Annotated in this window: 20 protein-coding genes; 7 read left to right on the top strand and 13 right to left on the bottom strand. The window is 64.4% G+C overall.

Annotated elements, in window-relative coordinates:
* Window positions 1–123: 123 nt before the first annotated feature.
* The 3 genes from FJ417_RS10495 to FJ417_RS10485 all read right to left on the bottom strand — a co-directional run bounded on the left by FJ417_RS10495 (window position 124) and on the right by FJ417_RS10485 (window position 3202).
* Window positions 124–1242 carry a GH25 family lysozyme gene (locus tag FJ417_RS10495; RefSeq protein ID WP_140783337.1) on the bottom strand — a complete coding sequence of 373 codons (1119 nt, stop codon included), beginning with the start codon at window positions 1240–1242 and terminating at the stop codon, window positions 124–126.
* A 151-nt stretch (window positions 1243–1393) separates the two neighbouring features.
* Window positions 1394–2179: a phosphodiester glycosidase family protein gene (locus FJ417_RS10490; RefSeq protein WP_140783336.1), complete on the bottom strand. Its 786-nt coding sequence runs from the start codon at window positions 2177–2179 to the stop codon at window positions 1394–1396.
* A 150-nt stretch (window positions 2180–2329) separates the two neighbouring features.
* On the bottom strand, window positions 2330–3202 hold the full coding sequence (locus FJ417_RS10485; RefSeq protein WP_140783335.1) for an undecaprenyl-diphosphate phosphatase: 873 nt from the start codon (window positions 3200–3202) through the stop codon (window positions 2330–2332).
* Window positions 3203–3406: 204 nt separating this feature from the next.
* Between FJ417_RS10485 and FJ417_RS10480 the strand changes: the two genes are divergently transcribed.
* The gene (locus FJ417_RS10480) at window positions 3407–4336 is read left to right on the top strand and encodes a hypothetical protein (protein ID WP_140783334.1); all 930 of its coding nucleotides are present in this window, start codon (window positions 3407–3409) and stop codon (window positions 4334–4336) included.
* A 20-nt stretch (window positions 4337–4356) separates the two neighbouring features.
* On the opposite strand, the gene FJ417_RS10475 is transcribed toward FJ417_RS10480, so the two are convergent.
* From FJ417_RS10475 to FJ417_RS10465, 3 genes are all read right to left on the bottom strand, one after another.
* Window positions 4357–4569, bottom strand: coding sequence for a hypothetical protein (locus tag FJ417_RS10475; RefSeq protein ID WP_140647475.1), 213 nt, complete (start codon window positions 4567–4569; stop codon window positions 4357–4359).
* 129 nt (window positions 4570–4698) lie between these two features.
* The gene (locus tag FJ417_RS10470; RefSeq protein WP_140659981.1) at window positions 4699–5094 is read right to left on the bottom strand and encodes a GFA family protein; all 396 of its coding nucleotides are present in this window, start codon (window positions 5092–5094) and stop codon (window positions 4699–4701) included.
* 117 nt (window positions 5095–5211) lie between these two features.
* On the bottom strand, window positions 5212–5460 hold the full coding sequence (locus FJ417_RS10465; RefSeq protein ID WP_140647477.1) for a ParB N-terminal domain-containing protein: 249 nt from the start codon (window positions 5458–5460) through the stop codon (window positions 5212–5214).
* A gap of 292 nt (window positions 5461–5752) precedes the next feature.
* On the opposite strand from FJ417_RS10465, the gene FJ417_RS10460 reads away from it, so the two are divergent.
* The 4 genes from FJ417_RS10460 (at window position 5753) to FJ417_RS10440 (ending at window position 10522) form a co-directional block, all read left to right on the top strand.
* Entirely contained in the window at window positions 5753–7393 is a 1641-nt protein-coding gene (locus FJ417_RS10460) for a N,N-dimethylformamidase beta subunit family domain-containing protein (protein ID WP_140783333.1), read from the top strand.
* A gap of 1 nt (window position 7394) precedes the next feature.
* A complete protein-coding gene (locus FJ417_RS10455) occupies window positions 7395–8777 on the top strand; it encodes an aspartate aminotransferase family protein (RefSeq protein ID WP_140783332.1) in 1383 nt (460 codons plus the stop codon).
* 222 nt (window positions 8778–8999) lie between these two features.
* Window positions 9000–9491: a GNAT family N-acetyltransferase gene (locus FJ417_RS10445; protein ID WP_140783330.1), complete on the top strand. Its 492-nt coding sequence runs from the start codon at window positions 9000–9002 to the stop codon at window positions 9489–9491.
* A 2-nt stretch (window positions 9492–9493) separates the two neighbouring features.
* Complete coding sequence (locus FJ417_RS10440; RefSeq protein WP_140783329.1) at window positions 9494–10522, top strand: histone deacetylase family protein; 1029 nt, start codon at window positions 9494–9496, stop codon at window positions 10520–10522.
* A 6-nt stretch (window positions 10523–10528) separates the two neighbouring features.
* Here the strand turns inward: FJ417_RS10440 and FJ417_RS10435 are convergent, their stop codons facing one another.
* The 3 genes from FJ417_RS10435 to FJ417_RS10425 form a co-directional block, all read right to left on the bottom strand.
* Window positions 10529–11797 (bottom strand): cysteine desulfurase-like protein, encoded by a 1269-nt coding sequence (locus FJ417_RS10435; RefSeq protein WP_140783328.1) that lies wholly within the window; start codon window positions 11795–11797, stop codon window positions 10529–10531.
* A gap of 34 nt (window positions 11798–11831) precedes the next feature.
* Window positions 11832–12899 (bottom strand): aldo/keto reductase, encoded by a 1068-nt coding sequence (locus FJ417_RS10430; RefSeq protein WP_140783327.1) that lies wholly within the window; start codon window positions 12897–12899, stop codon window positions 11832–11834.
* Window positions 12900–13015: 116 nt separating this feature from the next.
* On the bottom strand, window positions 13016–13474 hold the full coding sequence (locus tag FJ417_RS10425; RefSeq protein ID WP_140647523.1) for a hypothetical protein: 459 nt from the start codon (window positions 13472–13474) through the stop codon (window positions 13016–13018).
* 393 nt (window positions 13475–13867) lie between these two features.
* On the opposite strand from FJ417_RS10425, the gene FJ417_RS10420 reads away from it, so the two are divergent.
* Entirely contained in the window at window positions 13868–14032 is a 165-nt protein-coding gene (locus FJ417_RS10420; RefSeq protein WP_140783326.1) for a DUF1127 domain-containing protein, read from the top strand.
* Window positions 14033–14087: 55 nt separating this feature from the next.
* On the opposite strand, the gene FJ417_RS10415 is transcribed toward FJ417_RS10420, so the two are convergent.
* Complete coding sequence (locus FJ417_RS10415; RefSeq protein WP_140783325.1) at window positions 14088–14594, bottom strand: DUF1993 family protein; 507 nt, start codon at window positions 14592–14594, stop codon at window positions 14088–14090.
* Between the two features lie 141 nt (window positions 14595–14735).
* On the opposite strand from FJ417_RS10415, the gene FJ417_RS10410 reads away from it, so the two are divergent.
* Window positions 14736–15785, top strand: coding sequence for a DUF1176 domain-containing protein (locus FJ417_RS10410; protein WP_140783324.1), 1050 nt, complete (start codon window positions 14736–14738; stop codon window positions 15783–15785).
* A gap of 14 nt (window positions 15786–15799) precedes the next feature.
* On the opposite strand, the gene FJ417_RS10405 is transcribed toward FJ417_RS10410, so the two are convergent.
* The 3 genes from FJ417_RS10405 to FJ417_RS10395 are packed head-to-tail and all read right to left on the bottom strand — an operon-like array spanning window position 15800 to window position 19038.
* Entirely contained in the window at window positions 15800–16687 is an 888-nt protein-coding gene (locus tag FJ417_RS10405; protein ID WP_140783340.1) for an alpha/beta fold hydrolase, read from the bottom strand.
* Between the two features lie 33 nt (window positions 16688–16720).
* Window positions 16721–18337: a molybdopterin-binding/glycosyltransferase family 2 protein gene (locus FJ417_RS10400; RefSeq protein ID WP_140783323.1), complete on the bottom strand. Its 1617-nt coding sequence runs from the start codon at window positions 18335–18337 to the stop codon at window positions 16721–16723.
* Window positions 18334–19038, bottom strand: coding sequence for an XdhC family protein (locus FJ417_RS10395; protein ID WP_140783322.1), 705 nt, complete (start codon window positions 19036–19038; stop codon window positions 18334–18336). Before FJ417_RS10395 ends, FJ417_RS10400 begins: the two co-directional genes overlap by 4 nt.
* Window position 19039: the final 1 nt, after the last annotated feature.

The raw sequence follows: 19039 nt of genomic DNA, 5'->3' as shown, positions 1-19039 counted from the left end.
GGGTCTGCGCGCGTCGCTTCGCTCCTTGCTCCGCCCGTGGATGACGAAGGCGTGCGATGCCCGATTCTTCAACGGAGCGGCCTTCCCTGGAGCACTCCTCTCCGGCCGCCTCCAGAAGAAATCCTAATCCGCGTCGGCCACCATCTGCCCGCCGCCCAGCCAGGCGCGCCACTGGCGTTCGTCGCCATGGAACACGTTGAGGTCGATCCGGCCGCTGACGCCATGCGACAGGCCGGAGCCGGAATACTGCCAGAACAGCCACCTGCGGCCCGGATAGACTTTTGACGGGTGCGCCGCCACCGCGCGCAGCCAGAACGGATAGTCCAGGAAGGCGCCGCGCAGATTGTCGCGATAGAAGTCGGGGCTGGTGTAGATGATGGGCCGCTGGCCGTAATGGCGCTCCAGCTTGTCCATGAACACCTGCATTTTTTCCAGCACCTTTTCGCGCGAAGGCCGTCGCTTGCAGGAGGAATCGCCGTTCCATTCGACGTCGATGACCGGCGGCAGCGCGCCATCGACCTTCGGCACGTTGCGGATGAACCAGTCGGCCTGCTCGCCGGCGGTGCGGCACCAGTAGAAGAAATGATAGGCGCCGCGCTTCAGCCCGGCGGCATCGGCGTTGCGCCAATTCTTCATGAACATCGGGTCGAGATGGTCGCCGCCGTCGGTCGCCTTGATATAAGCGAAGTTGGCGCCCTGGGCGCGCAGCTTCTGCCAGCTGATGTTGCCCTGCCAGCGCGAGACGTCGACGCCGTGAACGGCAAGATGGCGAGGCGAGGAGCGGCCGAAATTGATCGGCTTGGCGTCGCGGAACGCATAACGGGTGACCGGGCCGGCGAGCATAGCGGGCGCGGCACGCGACAGCCGCTTCGGCGGTGAGACGAGCGCTGCCTCCTGCACCGGCGGCTCGACGCTGTCCGGCAATTCGGTCGCTGGAAAATTCATCGTCTCCTCCTCGGCAAGGCCGAAGGGGCGAGTGCCCTCGTCGTCAGGGCTCGCGTTACCCTCGTCGAGCAACGGCGCCGGCGGCTTGATGCGCGCGGCGCCCGACATCGACGCGGTCTCGACGGTTCTTTCGGTGACGGCGGTCCTTACGCCCTTCGACACCGGAGCGCTCGGCCGCACGACCGAGCTCGTCGTCTCGTTGGACGGCATCTGCAAGGCATCGACGCCCGACGTCGACGAGCAGCCGGCAAGGCAAAGCAATGCGAGCACGAAACTGACGACGCCAAGAATCCGCATCTTTGACCTGTACGCAAAACAAAACAGACCGAAGGCAGGAACAGCGCCGCCGGAACCCCCATTCCTAATGAGAAATTACCAACAAAGTTTGAATCAAAATTTACCTTTGGCGCTACCGGATGATTCGGAGTGGCGCCGAAGCGGTTCTCGGCTAGCGCCTGAACACGCCGATCATTGGCCCGAGATTCCAGAAATCGTCGTTGCGGCCGATCGCGGGCGCATAGAGGCTCGAGATCGAGCCGTCGAGGAAGAGCGCGTTCGGGCAGCCGAGCTGGTCGCGGAAAAGCCGCGCGAATTCGTGAAAGGTCACGACATCGTCCGAGATCGCGAAGACCGCGACCCCGTCGGCGCGCACGCCCACGCCGTCGCGGATCTTGCGCGAGGTGCCGTCGTAACGGAATTTCGGATGCAGCTTGCCGTCGATGACCAGCATCGGCCCGGACTGCGTGGCGTAATCCACGCGCGGCGGACGCTTGAGGTAATCCTTGGTCGCGCGAACGCCGGCCTTGCCGGCGCTGAGATAGAAGATGCCGTTGGGCTGCATGGAGAAATTGCCGGACCCCGATCCGGTCTTCGCCGACGTGATCTGCTCGCCGCGTTCGACATAGAGCCCGACCGGCGCGAGGTTCGGATGATACATGCCGGCATTGATGCCGAAGAGCAGGGTACGCCCCGTCGCCTGCTGCGCGCTGCGCAGATTATGGAGCGACCGGTAGAAATCGCCGTCCTTGTTCTTCCAGAACAGCTCGATGGAAAAATGCTCCGGATCGGCTTCGCAGACCAGATAGGCCGCGTTCTCGAAGGTCTGGTTGCGGCAGGGCGGCAGCGCCGCCAGCCATTGGCCAAGGCCCATGCCGGCACCGATTGCCGCCGGCGCCGCCGATTTCACCAGCGTCGCCAGCAACGGCACGGATTGCAGCAGAGTCACAAGATCCATCAGCGCACCCGAGCGTCGGCGTCGATACAGCGGATTGGGTCGAGACCTCTAATGCATGTCGCGCAAAAGTGGCCTCGGTTTTGCGACAACGACATGCATCAAGCAACGGCCTAAAGCGCGTCGCGTGAATCCGTTTCGACGCGACGTGCTTTAGACAAGCCAGCCGGTCGCGACCCCGATCAGCAGCACCACGCCGAGCAGGCCGCGATAGATGACGAACGGCCAGGCGGAGAAGCGCTCGAGCACCCGCATCAGCCCCCATATCGCGAAGAAGGCCGAAATCGAGGCGACGACGACGCCGACGGCCAGGATCGACCAGCCATGCGCGTCGAGATGCACCTTGTGCAGTTCATAGAGCTCCTTGAGGCCGGCCAGCGCGATGGCCGGCAAGCCGAGCAGGAACGACAGGCGCGCCGCCTCCGGCCGGGCAAAGCCCAGCCCCATCGCCGCCGTCAGCGTCGAGCCCGAGCGCGAGACGCCGGGAATAAGCGCGCCGACCTGGGCGATGCCCACCAGCAGCGCGTCGAGGATCGATGCCTGGCACAGCACGAGCTTGTGGCTGGCGAAGATTTCGGCGAGCGCCAAAAGGATCGCCATGGCGATGCAGGCCCAGCCGATGACGGCGAGCCCGCGCAAGGGCGAATTGCAGGCGTTGAGCACGCCGGAAAGCGCAAGGCCGGCAATGACGATCGGGACGGTGGCAAGCACGATGCTGATCGCGAGGCGGAAATAGCGATCGCCGAAATCGCGGCGCGAGATCGCCGACAGCGATCCGAACAGCACGTCCCTGACATCGCTCCAGAAATAGCTGATCACCGCCGCCAGCGCCGCCAGCTGCATGGCGGCGGAGAAGGCCGAGCCGGGGTCCTGCCAGCCCAGCACGGCCGGCACGATGCGCATGTGCGCCGTGGATGAGATCGGCAGCAATTCGGTGATGCCTTGCACGATGCCGAGGAACGCCACCTTGGCGTAACCCAGGCCGACAAAGCCGGTATCCAGTCCTTGCGTGCAGACGTCGGTCATCCCGGTCCTTTCCCCGTGCCCCGGCCGTCATCCGGGGCAAAAAGTGAATCGTCATCGAAAGCCCATCGGGGACAGGCTTAGCCTCACCACAGCGTGATTCCAACTCACGGATTTGTAAGGTGCCGCTAATCCTGCTTGACAACAGGCGGCATCATATTATTCTCCTCTAATCTTACACTGTAAGGCAAATCGGAGGAGCATCCCATGTCGACCGCCGCCCTCTCGGAACTGCAGCCAGTCGTGCCGCCGCAAACGCACGTCCCGGACATCGCGATCGAGGCGGTGTCGCGCGATTTCAGCCGCGCCATCGAACGCGCCGAAGTTACTGCCTGGCTCGACCTTTACGAGGCGGCGCCCGCCGATTTCGCGGCACGGCAAGGCTTGTTGATCGCCAAGGACGGCGACCTTGTCTGGACCACCTGCACGACGATCCCTTTCATCCATTTCAACTGCGTGAAGAATATCGGCGTCGATGGCCCGGCGACGGAAGAACAGGTCGATGCGCTGCTCGCGCACTACCGCGCGGCCGGCATCATGCGACCGTGGTTCTATACCAATCCGCACACCGAGCCGTCGCGGCTGAGATGCTGGCTGGAAGCGCGCGGGATGCAGCAGCAAAGCGGCTGGGAGCGCATCTATCGCGACGCGACGCCGCTGCCGGACGAACCGCTTTTCCCGGGCGACCCGCTGATCCCAGTCGACGATCTGGCGATCGAGGAGGTCACACCCAAGACAGCTTCGGAATGGGCTTCTTTCATCGATGCCAAATACAGGCTTCCCACCTCGCCCTGGCTCACGGCGCTTGTCGGTCGTAAGGGCTGGCGTCATTACATGCTGAAACGCAAGGGCGCGGTCGCCGCCGTGCGCTCGCTGTTCATCTCAAACAGCACCGCCTGGAGCGGCATCGACGCGCCGGTGCCGGGGATCATGGCGCCGAGCTTCGATGTTGATGCCATGCTCGGCGAAAGGCTGGTTCGCGACGGCATCGCCGCCGGCGCGAACCTGTTTGTGGCCGACATCGAGGCGCCGCGCCCCGACCGCGATGGACCGGCCTATCGCAACTACGACCGGCTCGGCTTCAGGCTCGCCTATTTGCGCAGCCACTACAGTTACTTACCCGCGAATTCGAGCTGATCATTTTCTGCGGAGTTGCCTCAACGGTACAACCACTGCTTCAGGCAGCTTCTTGCCACAACATGCGCTGGCGGCACCGAAGCCTGGTCGATGCGAGAATCCTCGCCCGCCCTGTCGCGAGCCTTTTCCAGAAGCAGGCGAAGCTCGGCCGGGCGCACGCGGTCGCGCGCCATCACGAGCTGGACCATCGGGTCGTTCAAAAGCTCGTCCAGGGTGTTGATGCTCTCGCTCATCCGTCGCCTCCTCGATGCCTTCCCGCATGGCGCTTAGATAGGCAGCCAATGATGGCCCGCCAATGACGCTTTGCCGGCTATCTCGTGAATCCAAGATGAAATTTTTGTGCAGGCCTGCGTCGCAATGACTCAGGCCGGCGGCGCGCCTTCATGTTGCGGCAGGCCATCGTCAAGCATCAGCCAGGGCTGCTTCGAAGCAGTCCAGAAATGCATGTCGGGCTTGAACAGCGACGGATCGTCGAGCGAGCCGGACGTGACGCCGAGAATGCCCCTGGAGTCGCGGCGCGAAAACATCGTCGTGCCGCACACCGGACAGAAGCCGCGCTGGAGGTCGGGCGTGGAATTGATCGTCGCCACCGGCCCCTCGATCGTCACATCGTCGATGCGGAACAGAAGCCGCGCGTTGAAGGCGGCGCCGATCGCCTTCTGGCAGATCCGGCAATGGCAAACCCGTTCGTTGACCGGCTCGGCATCGGCCCGATACCGCACCGCGCCGCACAAGCAACCGCCCTCATACTTCGCCATGATAAGCATCCTGTTCGCGAGTATCGGAACGCTCTAGCCGCCGGCATGGCGGCGTCAATCAAAAAGCTTTGATGGGACGCGATCGCTAACGGTGATAGGCCAGCCCCGGACGAGAGATCAATGGCGCTTGGCCTGGACGAGATAGGCGTCGATCGTGGTCTCGCCCAGCCATTTGGCGGCTTCGAGCCGGTGCAGCCCCTCGACCAGGACGTGACGCTTGCCGTCGTGCCGCACCTGGATCGGCGTCTTCATGCCGTTTTCGAGAATATCCTCGGCGAGATGGCGCACGGTTTCGGGGTGCAGCGTCTTGCGGCGCGCCGTCGGCACGTAGATGTCGTCGACCTTGACCTTTTGCACACGCAGCATGTCGGCTCCCCGTGGGAAATCTTGCGCCAGGGTCTGTCGAGATCAGGTCAGGCCGAGCCGGGAAAGGCGGTTCCCGAGAACCGGAGCGAAGCGTACTTGAAGTACCTGAGCACCGGAAGCGCGGGAAATTGCCATTCGCTGGCCGGCCTCACCTGGGTATCGATGGACCCTAGGATGAGATAGTCCGTTTGCCGGACATCGCCAAGCACAAGTGCGGGCTGGCCCGATGCTTTCCATTTGACGCTTGGCCGGCCGATGGTCTCAATGACGGCCTCGTGATCTCAGGTGTTCCTTGACGCAACTGCCCACCGAATTCCCCGATTTCGGGCTGACGCCCGAGCAGCGCCGCGAGGCGGTGCGCGGCCATTACTACGAATGGCCGGGCATGGATGGCTCGAGCGGCGAGATCTGGTGCTACAGCGACCGCTTTTTCTATCGCCCGGGCGAAACGGTGACGCTGCATGTGAGTTCGACGGCGCCGCAATTCGGCATGGTCATCGTCCGCGACGGCGGCAGCGAGACCAAGGTCTTCGAGAAGACAGGTCTGTCGGCACGCTGGCAGGACACGCCCGACCAATGCTCGGTCCAAGGCTGCGGCTGGGAGGCGTCGTTCGAATTCCGTGTCGCCGACGATTGGCCGTCAGGCGCCTATCGCGTGACGCTCTCGGCCGAGGGCCGTGGCGGCAAGCCGATCCACAGCCATCATCTCTTCATCGTCACACCCCTGCCCGGACGCAAGCCCGGTCGCCTGCTGCAGGTCGCCGCGACCGGCACGTGGCTCGCCTACAACACATGGGGCGGCTCGAACCACTATCAGGGCATCACCGGCGCGAACCGCGACCAATACGCGACGATGGTGTCGACGCAGCGTCCCTGGTGCCGCGGCTTCATCGTGCTGCCCAAGGATGCGCCGCGCGTGCCGCTCGAAGTCGCGGTGCCGGCGAAGACCGTGCCGCGTTACCCGCATATGGAATGGGCTTTCGCCACCGGACATTCGAAGAAATACGCCTCTTCCGGCTGGGCGAGCTATGACAGCCATTTCTTCCGCTTCGCCGAGCGCGCCGGCTATGCGGTCGACCTTGCCAGCCAGCACGACTTGCATTTCTCACCCGAAATCCTCGATGGTTATGACTGCGTCGTCTTCGTCGGCCATGACGAATACTGGACCTGGGAGATGCGAGACGCGGTCGACACCTATGTGACCAGCGGCGGGCATGCGGCGCGCTTCGCCGGCAATTTCATGTGGCAGACGAGGCTGGAGGACCAAGGCCGCCGCCAGGTCTGCTACAAATACAAGGCACGCGCGGAAGACCCCGCCTATCGCGGCGGCGACGTCACCCGCGCCACCAATTCCTGGGAAGCGCCCGAGATCGGCCGTCCAGGCAGCGCCACCTTCGGCCTCAATGCGACCCGAGGCGTCTATGCCGGCTGGGGCGGCTGCGCGCCGCGCGGCGTGCGCGGCTTTCCGGTCTACCGTCCCGAGCACTGGGCATTCGCCGGCACCGGCATCTATTACGGCGACCTGCTCGGCGCCGACAGCCATGTCTATGGCTATGAAGTCGACGGCCTCGATTTCGAGATCCGCGGCGGCCTGCCCTACCCGACCGCGACCAGCGGCGCGCCGGACGGCTTGCAGGTGCTGGCCGTCGGCATGGCGAGCCAGGTCGAGGAAAGCGCCGACATCCCGATCGAGGACCAGTTCCTCACCGACGAGGACGGCCGCTTCACCGCCGAGACGTTGTTCGGCGAGGCGAGCGACGCCAATCTCGACAAGGTCAAGCGCGGCAACGGCATGATCGTCAATTTCCCGCGCGGCAAAGGCGAGGTCTTCCACGCCGGAAGCTGCGAATGGGTCGCCGGCCTGCTAAGGCAGGACGCGATGGTCGAACGCGTGACCAAAAATGTTCTCGACCGATATCTCGGAAAGTCCTGACATGTCGAAACTGGAAGTCCAGCCCGCAGCAGAGGCCGAAGCGCGGCCGCCGTCGCATCTGTTCTACCTCTCCAGCCTGCGCCGGCCGGTCGTCGATCGCGCCGAGGGCATCTATTTCTGGACGAAGGACGGTCGCCGCTTCATCGACGGCTCGAGCGGGCCGATGGTCGCCAATATCGGCCACTCCAACCGCAACGTGCTCGACGCCATGAAGCGGCAGATGGACAAGACCACCTTCGCCTACCGGTTGCATTTCGAAAATGAGCCGGCCGAGGAGCTTGCGCGCGCCCTGGCCGGCAAGCTGCCCGAAGGCATGGACCGCATCTTCTTCGTTTCAGGCGGCTCGGAAGCGACCGAATCCTGCATCAAGCTCGCCCGCCAATGGGCGGTCGCCACCGGCCAGCCCAAGCGCTGGAAGGTGATCACCCGCTTCCCGTCCTATCATGGCGGCACGCTGGGCTCGCTTTCCATCACCGGCGACGATGCGCTCGCCGAAACCTTCACGCCGATGATGAAGGTGATGCCGACAGTGCCTGCACCCACAGCCTGGCGCGACCGCGACAATCTCTCGATGGAGCAGCGCGGCATCCGCTACGCCGACATGCTGGAGGAGAAGATTCTCGCCGAAGGGCCGGAAAGCGTTTTGGCCTTCATCATGGAGCCGGTCGGTGGTGCCGCGACCGCAGCCCTTGTCGCGCCCGACAGCTATTATCCGCGCATCCGCGAGATCTGCGACCGCTACGGCATTCTTCTGATTCATGACGAAGTGATGAGCGGCGCCGGCAGGACAGGCAAGTTCCTCGGCGGCGACCACTGGAACTGCAGGCCCGACATCGTCGCCCTCTCGAAGGGGCTGGGCTCGGGTTACGCGCCGCTCGGCGCCCTCGCCGCGCCGATGCGCCTGGTCGAGCCGCTGCTGGCCTCCGGCGGTTTCCAGCACGGCCACACCTACGCCGGCAATCCGCTTGCCTGCGCCGCCGGCCTCGCCGTGCTCGGCGAGATGGACCGGCTCGATCTCATCGCCAACGCCGCCGCGATGGGCGAGGTGCTGATGGCAGAGTTGAAGGGCTTGCAAAAGCGCTTCCCCTTCATCGCCGACGTGCGCGGCAAGGGCCTGCTCACCGGCGCCGAAATGGTCGCCGATCCGGAGACGCTGAAGCCGATCGACCCGGCCAGCAAGGCAACACAGCGCCTGCTCGACCACGCCTATGCGCGCGGCCTCATCATCTATGGCCGCAAGGTCAAGGGCGGCGTCGACGGCGACAATTTCATGGTGGCGCCGCCGATGATCATCACAGCCGAGCAGATCGGCGAGATGATCGCCATCATCGGCGACTCGCTGGAGGCGCTGGCGGAGGAACTCGATCTGCCGGTGGAAGGCTGAGGCCGGGCAACGTTTGAGCCATCCTGAGATGTTTGCGATCTTTCGCACCCCCCTCTGTCCTGCCGGACATCCCCCCCGCAAGGGGGGAGATCAGCTGTGTTTTTCGCTTTCGCCATTTTTCAGCGCTGCAGAATTGGCGGCAAGGCCCAAGCTGCCAATCTCCCCCCATGCGGGGGAGATGTCCGGCAGGACAGAGGGGGGTGCCTGGGCGCCGTATTTGTCGTGAGCGAAGTCACCCTCCGCCCCGGCCGCATCGACGATGTTGACACCATCCACGCCGCCCTGCTGCGCCTCGGCACCCACATCGGCGCCCATCAGGAAATCACCTCGACGCCCGACGACCTGCGCCGCTATGGCTTCGGCGCAAGCCCCGCCTTCTCGACCATGATCGCCGAGATAGACGGCGAATTCGCCGGGCTTTGCCTGCATTTCCCGATCTTCTCGACCTGGACGGGCCGGCCGGGCGTCTATGTGCAGGACCTTTACGTCGAGGATCGTTTTCGCGGGCGCCGGGTCGGCGAAAGACTGCTGCGCCGCGTCGCGAAAGAGTGCCGCGCGGCGGGCGGCGCCTATCTGAGGCTGTCCGTCGATACCGACAACGAGACCGCCAGGGCCTTCTACGAAAGACTGGGCATCGGCTGGTCGAGCTACGAGCAGGTGCAGAAGATCGTCGGCGATGCCTTTTTCGCCTTTGCCGATATACCGGAGGAATGACGATGAAAACCTTCTACGCCGAAGAGCAGAAACGCCACGACCCCAAGGCTTTCCTCTCCAGCGGCGCACCGCAGCCCAACCCGGAAAGGCCGGAACGGGTCGAGAGATTATTAGCCGGCGCAATATCGGCCGGGCTGACGATCGAGCGTCCAGGGAATCATGGGCTTGGCCCGATAGCGGCGGTGCATACGCCCGAATATCTCGACTTCCTCGAGCACATTTTTCCGCGCTGGCAGCGCATCGAAGGCGCCTCGGCGGAAGTCATCCCGAACATCCACCCGATCGCCCGCAACGGCTCCTATCCGGCCTCGGCTGTCGGCCAGGCCGGCTACCACATGGCCGACACTGCCTGCCCGATCTCGGCCGAGACCTGGAACAGCGCGCTATGGAGCGCCTGGAGCGCGGTGGAGGCCGCTGAAGCGGTGATGGCTGGAGCACCGTCGGCCTATGCGCTGTGCCGTCCGCCGGGCCATCACGCCTTCGCCGATGTCGCCGGCGGCTTCTGCTTCATCAACAATTCGGCCGTCGCGGCACAGGTGCTGCGCAAGAGCGCTGCGCGCGTCGCCATCCTCGATGTCGACCTGCACCACGGCAACGGCACGCAAGGCATCTTCTACGCCCGCCCCGACGTGCTGACCGTCTCGCTGCACGCCGATCCGGTGCGCTTCTACCCGTTCTTCTGGGGGCATGCCGACGAGCGCGGCGAAGGTCCCGGCCTCGGCTACAATCTCAACCTGCCGCTGCCGCGCAAATCCGGCGACGCAGCCTTTCTCGAAGCGCTTGCCGCAGCCTTCCAGCGCATCCGCGCCTTCGCGCCGGAAGCGCTGGTCGTGGCGCTCGGCCTCGACGCATTCGAGGGCGATCCGTTCGGCGGCCTGTCGGTGACGACGCCCGGCTTCTCGCGCATCGGCGAAGCGATAGCCGGACTTGGCCTGCCGACGGTCATCGTCCAGGAAGGCGGCTATCTCTGCGATGCGCTCGGCGACAACCTCACCGCTTTCCTGACCGGCTTCGGCGGCAAGCAGGGTTAGATAGCCTTAGGAATGCTGCTGCCGCAGCATCGCGATCACGCGGTGCACGCTTTCCAGCGTCTCTTCGATCTCGGCCGCCGTGTTGTAATGCGCGATGCCAATGCGCACGACGCCCTGCTCGGCGGGTATGCCGAGCTGGTGGACGACCTCCCACGCATAGTTGTGGCCTGGCCACAGGAAGATGTTTTCGGCGTTCATCTGCCGCACGATCGTTTCCGGCTCGATGCCTTCGACGGTGAAGGAAATGGTCGGCACCCGCTCGGTAAGCCGTTCCGGATCGGTGATGCCATGGGTGATCAGGCCTTCGATATCGGACAGGCCTTCGATCAGTTGCCGGGCCAGCGTGTTCTCGTAGGCGATCGACACCTCGAACGCCTTGGCGATCCGCTGCCGCCGCGAGCCGTCCTCGCCGGCGGCAGCGCCGAGATCTGCAAAATAGTCGATTGCCGCCGTCAGCCCGGCCATCAGCTCGATCTGCGGCGTGCCAAGCTCGAACCGCTCGGGCAGGACGTTCGAAGAGCATCGGCATTTGTAGGGCTCGAGACCGTCGAGGACGTCGCGGCGGCCCCACAATATCCCCATATGCGGCCCGAAGAATTTATAGGCCGAGCAGATCAGGAAATCGCAGCCGAGTTCCTGCACGTCGATCAGCCCGTGCGGAGCGAATTGCACGGCATCGACATAGACCAGCGCGCCGGCCTGCCTGGCAATCGCCGTCAGCGCTTTCACGCGATTGATCGAGCCGGTGAGGTTCGAGGCATAGTTCAACGCGACAAGGCGCGTTTTCTCCGAAAGCAGCGACTTGAGCGCCGCCTCCTCCACCTGCCAGCTCCGCTCGTCGAACGGCAGGAAGCGCACGACCAGGCCGAGATCCTCGGCAAGTTGCAGCCATGGCGAAACATTGCCCTCGTGGTCCATGCGCGTGACGACGATCTCGTCGCCGGCCTTCATCGTGCGGCCGAGCGTGCGCGACATGTGGTAGGTCAGCGTCGTCATGTTGGCGCCGATTACAATCTCCTCCACGCTCGCGGCATTGAGGAAATCGGCCATCGCCGCATGGGCGTCGTCGACCACTTTTTGGGCCGCGACCGTGGTCTCGAAGAAACCGCCGAGATTGGCATTGGTCGACAGCAGGCAGCGCAACACCGCCTCCGCCACCGCCAGCGGCACCTGCGTGCCGGCAGGATTGTCGAGATAGATGCGCCGGCGCCCGTCATCGGCCAGCGAAAGCGCCGGAAATCTGCCGCGCACGGCCTCGATCGGAAACTCTGCCATCGTGTCCATCCCCTTGTTTTTTAACGATTCCCGATCACGGGCACGGATTGCCGACACGCTGATGGATGGCGTCGACCGCCGTCTGCATCTCTTCCGTCCAGCTGACGTCGGCCGAGGACAGCGCCATATCGAGCTGCGCGATCGTGGTCGCGCCGACGATGTTCGCGGTCACGAAGGGCCGGCTCGCCACATAGGCGTTGGCGAAAAGTGCTGGCTCCATGCTGAAGGAGCGCGCCAGCTCGGTGTATTCCAGCAGCACTTCCGCCGCATTCGGCGTCTCGTAGCGCTGGCCGCGATTGAAGAGCTGCGAGCGCGAGCCCTGCGGTCGCGCGCCATGATTGTATTTGCCGGTGAGATAGCCCTGTGCAAGCGGCGAATAGGGAAGAAACGCGATCTCCTCGCGCTCGCAGACCTCGGCAAGGTTCACCTCGAAGGTGCGGTTGACGAGGCTGTAAGCGTTCTGCAGCGAGGCGACGCGCGGACCGGTCCCCTTTTCGGCTTCGAAGACGAAGCGCATGACGCCCCAGGAGCTTTCGTTCGAGAGGCCAAGATGGCGTATCTTGCCCGCCTTCACCAGTTCCTCGAAGACGGAGAGCGTTTCGGCAATCGGCGTCTCGTCTCCCGGGGCGCCTGCCGCATCCGCGCGCCGCGCCACTGCTCCAACGCGCGTCGGATTCGAGCCCCACGGAATGTCCCGGTCCGGCCAGTGGATCTGATAGAGGTCGATATAGTCGGTGCCGAGCTTGGCCAGCGATTTCTCGACCGCGTCGAAAATGTCGGCGCGCACCAGCTTCGACGGACGATCGCCCCGGAACCACGCGTTGGCGGTGCGGCCGACGACCTTTGAGGCGAGGATGACCTTGTCGCGGTTGCCGTTGGCCTTCATCCAGCTGCCGATGATCTTCTCGGTTCGCCCTTGCGTCTCCGCCTTGGGCGGGATCGGGTAAAGCTCGGCCGTGTCGATGAAATTCACCCCTCGCGAGAACGCCAGATCCATCTGCGCATGGCCTTCGGCCTCGCTGTTCTGCTGGCCCCACGTCATCGAACCGAGACAGATTTGCGAAACAAGGAGATCGGTCCGACCGAGGCGGCGTTCATGCATGGAATGTCTCCGGCGGGAGTTTTTGCGCGAGCTGCGCGGGGAGGAAGTTCAAGCATAAAGCAAAGGCCGGAGTTTCTCCAAGCCCGCTGTCTTCGACTTTTGAGTGAATTGCGTGGCTAGCGGCGCGCTCCGGCCAGCGCCCGCCGCTTGGCCTCGTCGATCAGCATATTGGCCACCTGCATGCGGATCATGGCGCGCTGGCGCAGATGCGGCGCGACCCGGTCCGGATGGTTGGCGAAGGCGAAGTTACGGCGGATGCGGCCGAGATCGGCGTTCTTGGCGGGACGGTCGAGGCCGAGCTCGCCGGCAATCGCTTCGGGATCGATCGGCGGCAGCTTTTCCTCCGGCCGGTGCTCTTCGCCGGCAAGAGCCAGTTTCGCCTGGTCGAGAAGTGCCGCGAACTCGGCCGCAAGGTCGGCGCCTTGCTCGCGATATTCGGCGGCGACGCTCTCGCCGGCGACCTTGATGCGGCCGGAATGCAGTTCATCGGCCACGGACAGATAGTCGAACGGGATAGAGGGCCGGGCGCCCTCGTCCTCGCCTTTCTCCGAGGCGACGATCAGGTCGTCGAGCAACGAAGCGAAATCGAGCTTGTTCCCGGTGCCGATCTCAACCTCCCTGTCGTGACGGCGTGCATTGATGCCGCCAAACATAGGAGCCTCTCGTTAAAAATGAATGCTGGCGATGCTAACAATTGCCGCTTTTCCGCCCGGCAAGACGACATCGGAAAATAAAAAAGCCGGACTGCTCTTCGTGCAGTCCGGCAAGATCGCCAGGAGTGGCGAGGAAAAGCCAGCCATGTGCCGGCACGAGTGCGTACGGTCGAGCCCACCGAAAAGTTTCACGGAAAATCGATTGTGGCGGAAAAAATTCCGTGCGGCATGGCAGCCATGCAATTGCTGCACTGCACAATTTTAACAAATCACCTATATCGTGATGTCGGGAGGACCAACAGGGGCAACTGAGTCATGGGGTTCTTCACTGAAATGTTCGCACGGCCACGGCCGCAGGAACACCAGCATTACCGCTCGGCGCTCGCGCTTCTGAACGCGATGAGCAATGCGGATCGCGCCGATATCGGCATCAAGCCGGCGGATTTTCCGCGCATCGCGCGCGAGATGTCGATCCGCTGAGCTGAACCAAAGAGGTTTCCCAGGACGCCTGGGAAACCTCCAAGCCATTCAAAGGTCAGCGATTTCCGAGGAAAGTTTGCTTGCCGAGCGGCACGCCATTGTGGCGCAGGATGTCGTAGGCGGTTGTGACGTGAAAATAGAAATTCGGCGTCGCCACATGCAGCAGGTACTGCAGGCCGGGCAACGTAGCTTCGCGCCCGCCGAGCCTTAGTTCGACCGTCCTGTCTTCCGATCCTTCCAGATCGGCCGCCGCGAATGTCGCCAGATGATCGAGCGTCTTGGTGATCCGGGCCTGCAGCTCGGCAAAGCTCGCTTCATTGTCCTCGTATTTCGGCACCTCGCGGCCGGCCAGCCGCGACGGCGCGCCCTTGGCATGGTCGGTGGCGATCTGGACCTGCCTGGTCAGCGCGAACATGTCGGGCGCCAGCCGCGCGGTGAGGAACACTTGCGGATCGATCTTGCGCTCGCCGGCATTCTGCTCCGCCGCCGTCAAGACGCTGGCCAGCGCTTTCAGCCTGGCCGAAAACACGCCCACCGATATGTCGTACATGGAAATGGTCACGGGGTATCTCCCACGCGGCCCCAGCGCCGCGGGCCGTGAACTAGCGCCTCCCGCCACGATTCTTCAAGCGGCCCTGCCCATGGCGTCACCGCGCCGCCGCAATCGCCGTGGTAGTATTTTCGTTACCGAGCGGAGGATTCGATGAAAAGAGCCACTTTCGCAGCGATTGTCTTTTTCTCACTGGCCGGCTTCACGCATTCCGCGCCTGCGGCGGATGCGCCCTATATCGACGACCGATCAAGCGCCGATGCGGTCGTCCGCTCGCTTTATAGCGCCATCAATCGCCACGAATTCGCCCGCGCCTGGGGTTATTTCGGCGATACGAAGCCGGCAAAGGACTTCAACGCCTTCGTCAAGGGTTACGACGGCACCGGCAGCGTCGAAGTCAAGACTGGCGCCGTCTCGGAGGACGGCGCTGCCGGAAGCATCTATTACAGCGTCCCGGTCGCCATCCAGGCGACCGACAAGAAGGGCGACGCCAAGGTTTTCGCCGGCTGCTACACGGTCCGCCAGGTCAACGCGCAGATCCAGGAACCGCCCTTTCAGCCGATCTTCATCGACAAGGGCGCCCTGAAACCCTCGACCGAGGATTTCGACAGCGCCGTGCCGGCAAGCTGCGGCGACGGTCCGCCGCCGCCGAAGAAGGACGCAGCGCTGGAGCAGGCCAAGAAGGCCTTCCTCGCCACCTATGGCGACCAGTGCGACAAGCAAGATCCGGACGGCAAGCCGATCGGCGAGCCCGAAGCTCATTCGATCCATTACAAGGACAAGGACGCCCAGCCCAACGACCCCGAGCGCGAGACGCGGCTGTTCCGCTTCTTCTGCTCGATGGCCGCCTACAACGAGACGGCGGTCTACTACGTCGCCGACGACGTCAACGGCGTCTCACAGTTGCAGTTCACCGAGCCGGAGCTCGACATCCGCTACGAGAACAACAACAGCGAAGGCAAGGTCGAATCGATCCACATCATCGGGTTCAAGACCAGCGGCTGGGCGACCAACTCGGACTATGACGACAACACAAAAACCATCACCACATCCGACAAATGGCGTGGTGTGGGGGATGCCTCGTCATCGGGAACCTACCTGTTTCGCAATGGCGATTTCTCGCTCGTCCAGTATGACGTCGATGCATCCTATGACGGCGAGCAAAATCCGCAGACCGTCATCGATTACAACACGGCGCCTTGAGCCTCGCGGAAGAGTCAGGGCGCCTTCGTCAGCATCCAGTTGAGCGTGCCGCGCCAGTCGACCATGCGGATCGGCGTGCCGTGCGTGCCGGTCTCGAAGCGCACGAAGCGGGTCGGATAAGACTTCCTGGCGAGGATTGAGCGGAAGAAGGCTTCCTGCTTCTCCACCGGGAAGACCACGTCATGGCTGCCCTGGCCGAAGAACACCGGCACGCGGCGCTTGAAGGCGGGGCTGGTGAGGAAACTGTCGTCCCATAGTGAACCGAGCAGCAGCAGGCCGTTGACGCGGCTGCCCGTATCCTTGCGCGCGGCGAGCTTCCAGCAGATCATGCCGCCCATCGAGCCGCAGGCGACGAAGATTTTCGCGCCCGGCGATTGCTCCGCATAGCGATCGATCAACGCCGCGACCTGCGCCGCGCCCTTGTCGCCGAAATCGGGGAAATCGGGCGAAAGATAGAGACCGTTGTTGGCGGCCATCAGGTTCTTGATGCGGTTGAAATTGCCGCCGAAGGTGAAGTCGTCAACGCCTTGCTTGCGGCTGCCGCCCTGTCCGTGCAGGTAGAGCACGATGATGGAAGCGCCTTGCGTCCTGCCGACCGCGACATGCCTGATGTCGCCGGCGTCGGTCTTCAGCATCAGGTCCTGCTGCACCTTGCGCACCCCGGGGTCGGTGTATTGCGCATGCACGCGCCTTTCCGGCACCTCGTCGCGCTGGTTGATGTCGCGCATTTCGCGATAGTCGAGGACGGTGTAGGCGCCGTTATCGCTCGTCGACAGCGTCGCCGGATAAGCGAACAGATCGTCCTTGAACGATTTTAGCGAAAGCGTTTGCCCCTCGGCGGCCGAAAGGGAAAGCGCTGTCGCGGCGATCAGGGCGAAGAAAAGTCGGAAACGGAAAGCCATGCCGAGAGCCATGCGAAATTCGGCTCCGCTTTGTCAATCCTGCAGAACGCCGCCCGCCCCTTCCAGCGCCTCGCGCGTGTCGACATCGATCGAGGCGCCCTGCCCGATCTCGACATCGATGACGTCGAGACCCTCGGCTTCGACCAGATGCCGCGCCCCGGTATCGCCCTCGAGTTGCGCGACGGCCGCGAAAAGCGATCGCGGCAAAAGCACCGGATTGCCGCGCTTGCCCTGGTGCGAGGCGCGGACCACGGCGTGACCGCCGGCGCGGCGAAACGCATCGATCAGGCTATCAAGGTCCGTCGACGAAACGCCGGGCATGTCGCCGAGCACGATCATGGCGCCCGCCGCATCGGGCGCGACCCTCACGATGCCCGCCTTCAGCGACGATGCCAGACCATCGGCGAAGTCCGGATTGTCTGCGAGGCTCACACCGAGGCCGGAAAGAGCGGAACACACACGCTCGCGCTGGTGCCCGGTGACGACGATGGTGGCCGCGGCCTTCGAGCCCAGTGCCCGCCGGGCGGTGCGGCGCACCAACGGCTCGCCGTCGAACAGGGCCAGAAGCTTGTTCGGCCCGCCCATCCGGCTCGAGCGGCCGGCGGCCAGAAGCACGATATCGACCTTCAGCGCCGCCCTTGCCGGCTGCGGCGCGGGCTCGCGCGGCTGCGGCCTTGTCGGGATTTCCATCAGAAGTCCGCCGACGCCCATGCCGGCAATGTCGCCCGCCGTCACCTCTAGCCCGGCAATCAGGCGATCGAGCACCCAGTCGAAGCCATTCTCCTTCGGGCTGCGCGCGCATCCCGGCGCGCCGACGACACGCTTGCCGTCGAGCGTTCCCAATACAAGCAGATTGCCGGGGTCGACCGGCATGCCCGCGCGGACGACTGTACCGCCTGCGCGCTCGATCGCAGCCGGCACGACATCGGCGAAGTCGCTCATCGCCGATGCCCCGAAAATCACCACCATGTCGTTGTCGCGCGCCAGCTGGGTTGCGGCCGCCGCGACGGGCGCAATCTCGTGCGGCGTGCGCCGTTCGGCCGTCAGCCGGCCGCCGGAACGCGCCAGCCGCGCCTCGGTGACGCGCAGCGTCTTGTCGAGCACGCTCGGCTTGACGCCGGGAAGCACCGTCTGGATGACGCCGACGGTGATGGGGCGATAGGCGTTGACGGCAAAGATCTCGCGGCCGGCGCAGATCCTCGCCACGTTGTCCACCAGGCTTGCGGCGACGGCAAAGGGGATGATCTTCACAGTCGCCACCATTTGGCCCTTCTCGACCGGCGCATGCTGCGCCAGCGTCGCGATGGTGATGGCCGGGTCGATGGCATTGATGGCGTCGATCATATCGGCGTCGACGGTAAGGACGCCTGCGGCTCCCGCATGCAAATTCACCCGCCCGGTCGCGGCCGGCTTGACCTCGATGTTACGGTGGCTCATGGCGGCCGCGATCGTCGCGGCGGCGGCATCCTCGCCGAGGTCGTCCGTGGCAAGAACCGCGGCGACGACTTCGCCGACGCCCGCGGCTTTGAGCGCCGCGATGTCCTCACGGCTCAGCCGGTGCGCCTTGCGGAACCGTTTTTCACCGGCGGTGGTCGCATGCGCCAGCACCGCCCCTTCCGCCTCATCGATCGGAACTGGTCCGAATTTCACGCCACGGCGCCTTTTGCTTCGAGACCGCGCGAGCGGAAGGCGTGGATGGTCTGCGCCAGGACGGCGACGGCGATTTCGGCCGGACTGGCAGCACCGATATCGAGGCCGATCGGCGCGTGGATGCGGGCGATCTGGTCGGCGCCGGCGCCGAGCGCCAGCAGGCGTTCGACACGCTTGGCGTGAGTCTTGCGGCTGCCGAGCGCCCCGACATAGAAGCACCGGGCGTCGAGCGCCGCCTTCAGCGCGAAATCGTCGATCTTCGGATCGTGGGTCACGGCGGCGAGCGCGGTATAGCTGTCGAGCGGCGCGCGCTCCAGCACATCCTGCGGCCATTCGGCATGCAGCGCGACGTCGGGAAACCGTTCCGGGGTGGCGAAGGCGGTGCGCGGATCGATGATCTCGACGGGATAGCCGGCGATCCTCGCCATCGGCGCCAGCGCCTGGCTGATATGCACGGCGCCGACCACCACGAGGCGCGGGCGCGGCAGATGCGCGTTGAGAAAGAAGGTCCGCCCTTCCGCCTCCACCGACCTTGAATTACCGGTGCGGAACGCATTGGCGATTGCCGCCCCGAGATCGCCCGCAACATGGTCGCCCTCGCGCACGATGCGGTCGCGGCCGTCGCCAAGGTCGGTAACCAGCACCGCGGCGCGGCGGGCGCGGCGTTCTTCGTTGAGTGTCTTCAGGACATACGGATCCACG

Source organism: Mesorhizobium sp. B3-1-7, assembly GCF_006439385.1.
GTDB lineage: Bacteria > Pseudomonadota > Alphaproteobacteria > Rhizobiales > Rhizobiaceae > Mesorhizobium.
The sequence above is the reverse complement of the archived record's forward strand: the minus strand, read 5'-3'. Positions and strand labels throughout refer to the sequence as shown.

What these genes read in the sequence shown, in the direction of transcription:
- FJ417_RS10495 (WP_140783337.1), bottom strand. Translation starts at nt 1,242, where the DNA reads ATGCGGATTCTTGGCGTCGTCAGTTTCGTGCTCGCATTGCTTTGCCTT.
- FJ417_RS10490 (WP_140783336.1), bottom strand. Translation starts at nt 2,179, where the DNA reads ATGGATCTTGTGACTCTGCTGCAATCCGTGCCGTTGCTGGCGACGCTG.
- FJ417_RS10485 (WP_140783335.1), bottom strand. Translation starts at nt 3,202, where the DNA reads ATGACCGACGTCTGCACGCAAGGACTGGATACCGGCTTTGTCGGCCTG.
- FJ417_RS10480 (WP_140783334.1), top strand. Translation starts at nt 3,407, where the DNA reads ATGTCGACCGCCGCCCTCTCGGAACTGCAGCCAGTCGTGCCGCCGCAA.
- FJ417_RS10475 (WP_140647475.1), bottom strand. Translation starts at nt 4,569, where the DNA reads ATGAGCGAGAGCATCAACACCCTGGACGAGCTTTTGAACGACCCGATG.
- FJ417_RS10470 (WP_140659981.1), bottom strand. Translation starts at nt 5,094, where the DNA reads ATGGCGAAGTATGAGGGCGGTTGCTTGTGCGGCGCGGTGCGGTATCGG.
- FJ417_RS10465 (WP_140647477.1), bottom strand. Translation starts at nt 5,460, where the DNA reads ATGCTGCGTGTGCAAAAGGTCAAGGTCGACGACATCTACGTGCCGACG.
- FJ417_RS10455 (WP_140783332.1), top strand. Translation starts at nt 7,395, where the DNA reads ATGTCGAAACTGGAAGTCCAGCCCGCAGCAGAGGCCGAAGCGCGGCCG.
- FJ417_RS10440 (WP_140783329.1), top strand. Translation starts at nt 9,494, where the DNA reads ATGAAAACCTTCTACGCCGAAGAGCAGAAACGCCACGACCCCAAGGCT.
- FJ417_RS10435 (WP_140783328.1), bottom strand. Translation starts at nt 11,797, where the DNA reads ATGGCAGAGTTTCCGATCGAGGCCGTGCGCGGCAGATTTCCGGCGCTT.
- FJ417_RS10430 (WP_140783327.1), bottom strand. Translation starts at nt 12,899, where the DNA reads ATGCATGAACGCCGCCTCGGTCGGACCGATCTCCTTGTTTCGCAAATC.
- FJ417_RS10420 (WP_140783326.1), top strand. Translation starts at nt 13,868, where the DNA reads ATGGGGTTCTTCACTGAAATGTTCGCACGGCCACGGCCGCAGGAACAC.
- FJ417_RS10410 (WP_140783324.1), top strand. Translation starts at nt 14,736, where the DNA reads ATGAAAAGAGCCACTTTCGCAGCGATTGTCTTTTTCTCACTGGCCGGC.
- FJ417_RS10405 (WP_140783340.1), bottom strand. Translation starts at nt 16,687, where the DNA reads ATGGCTTTCCGTTTCCGACTTTTCTTCGCCCTGATCGCCGCGACAGCG.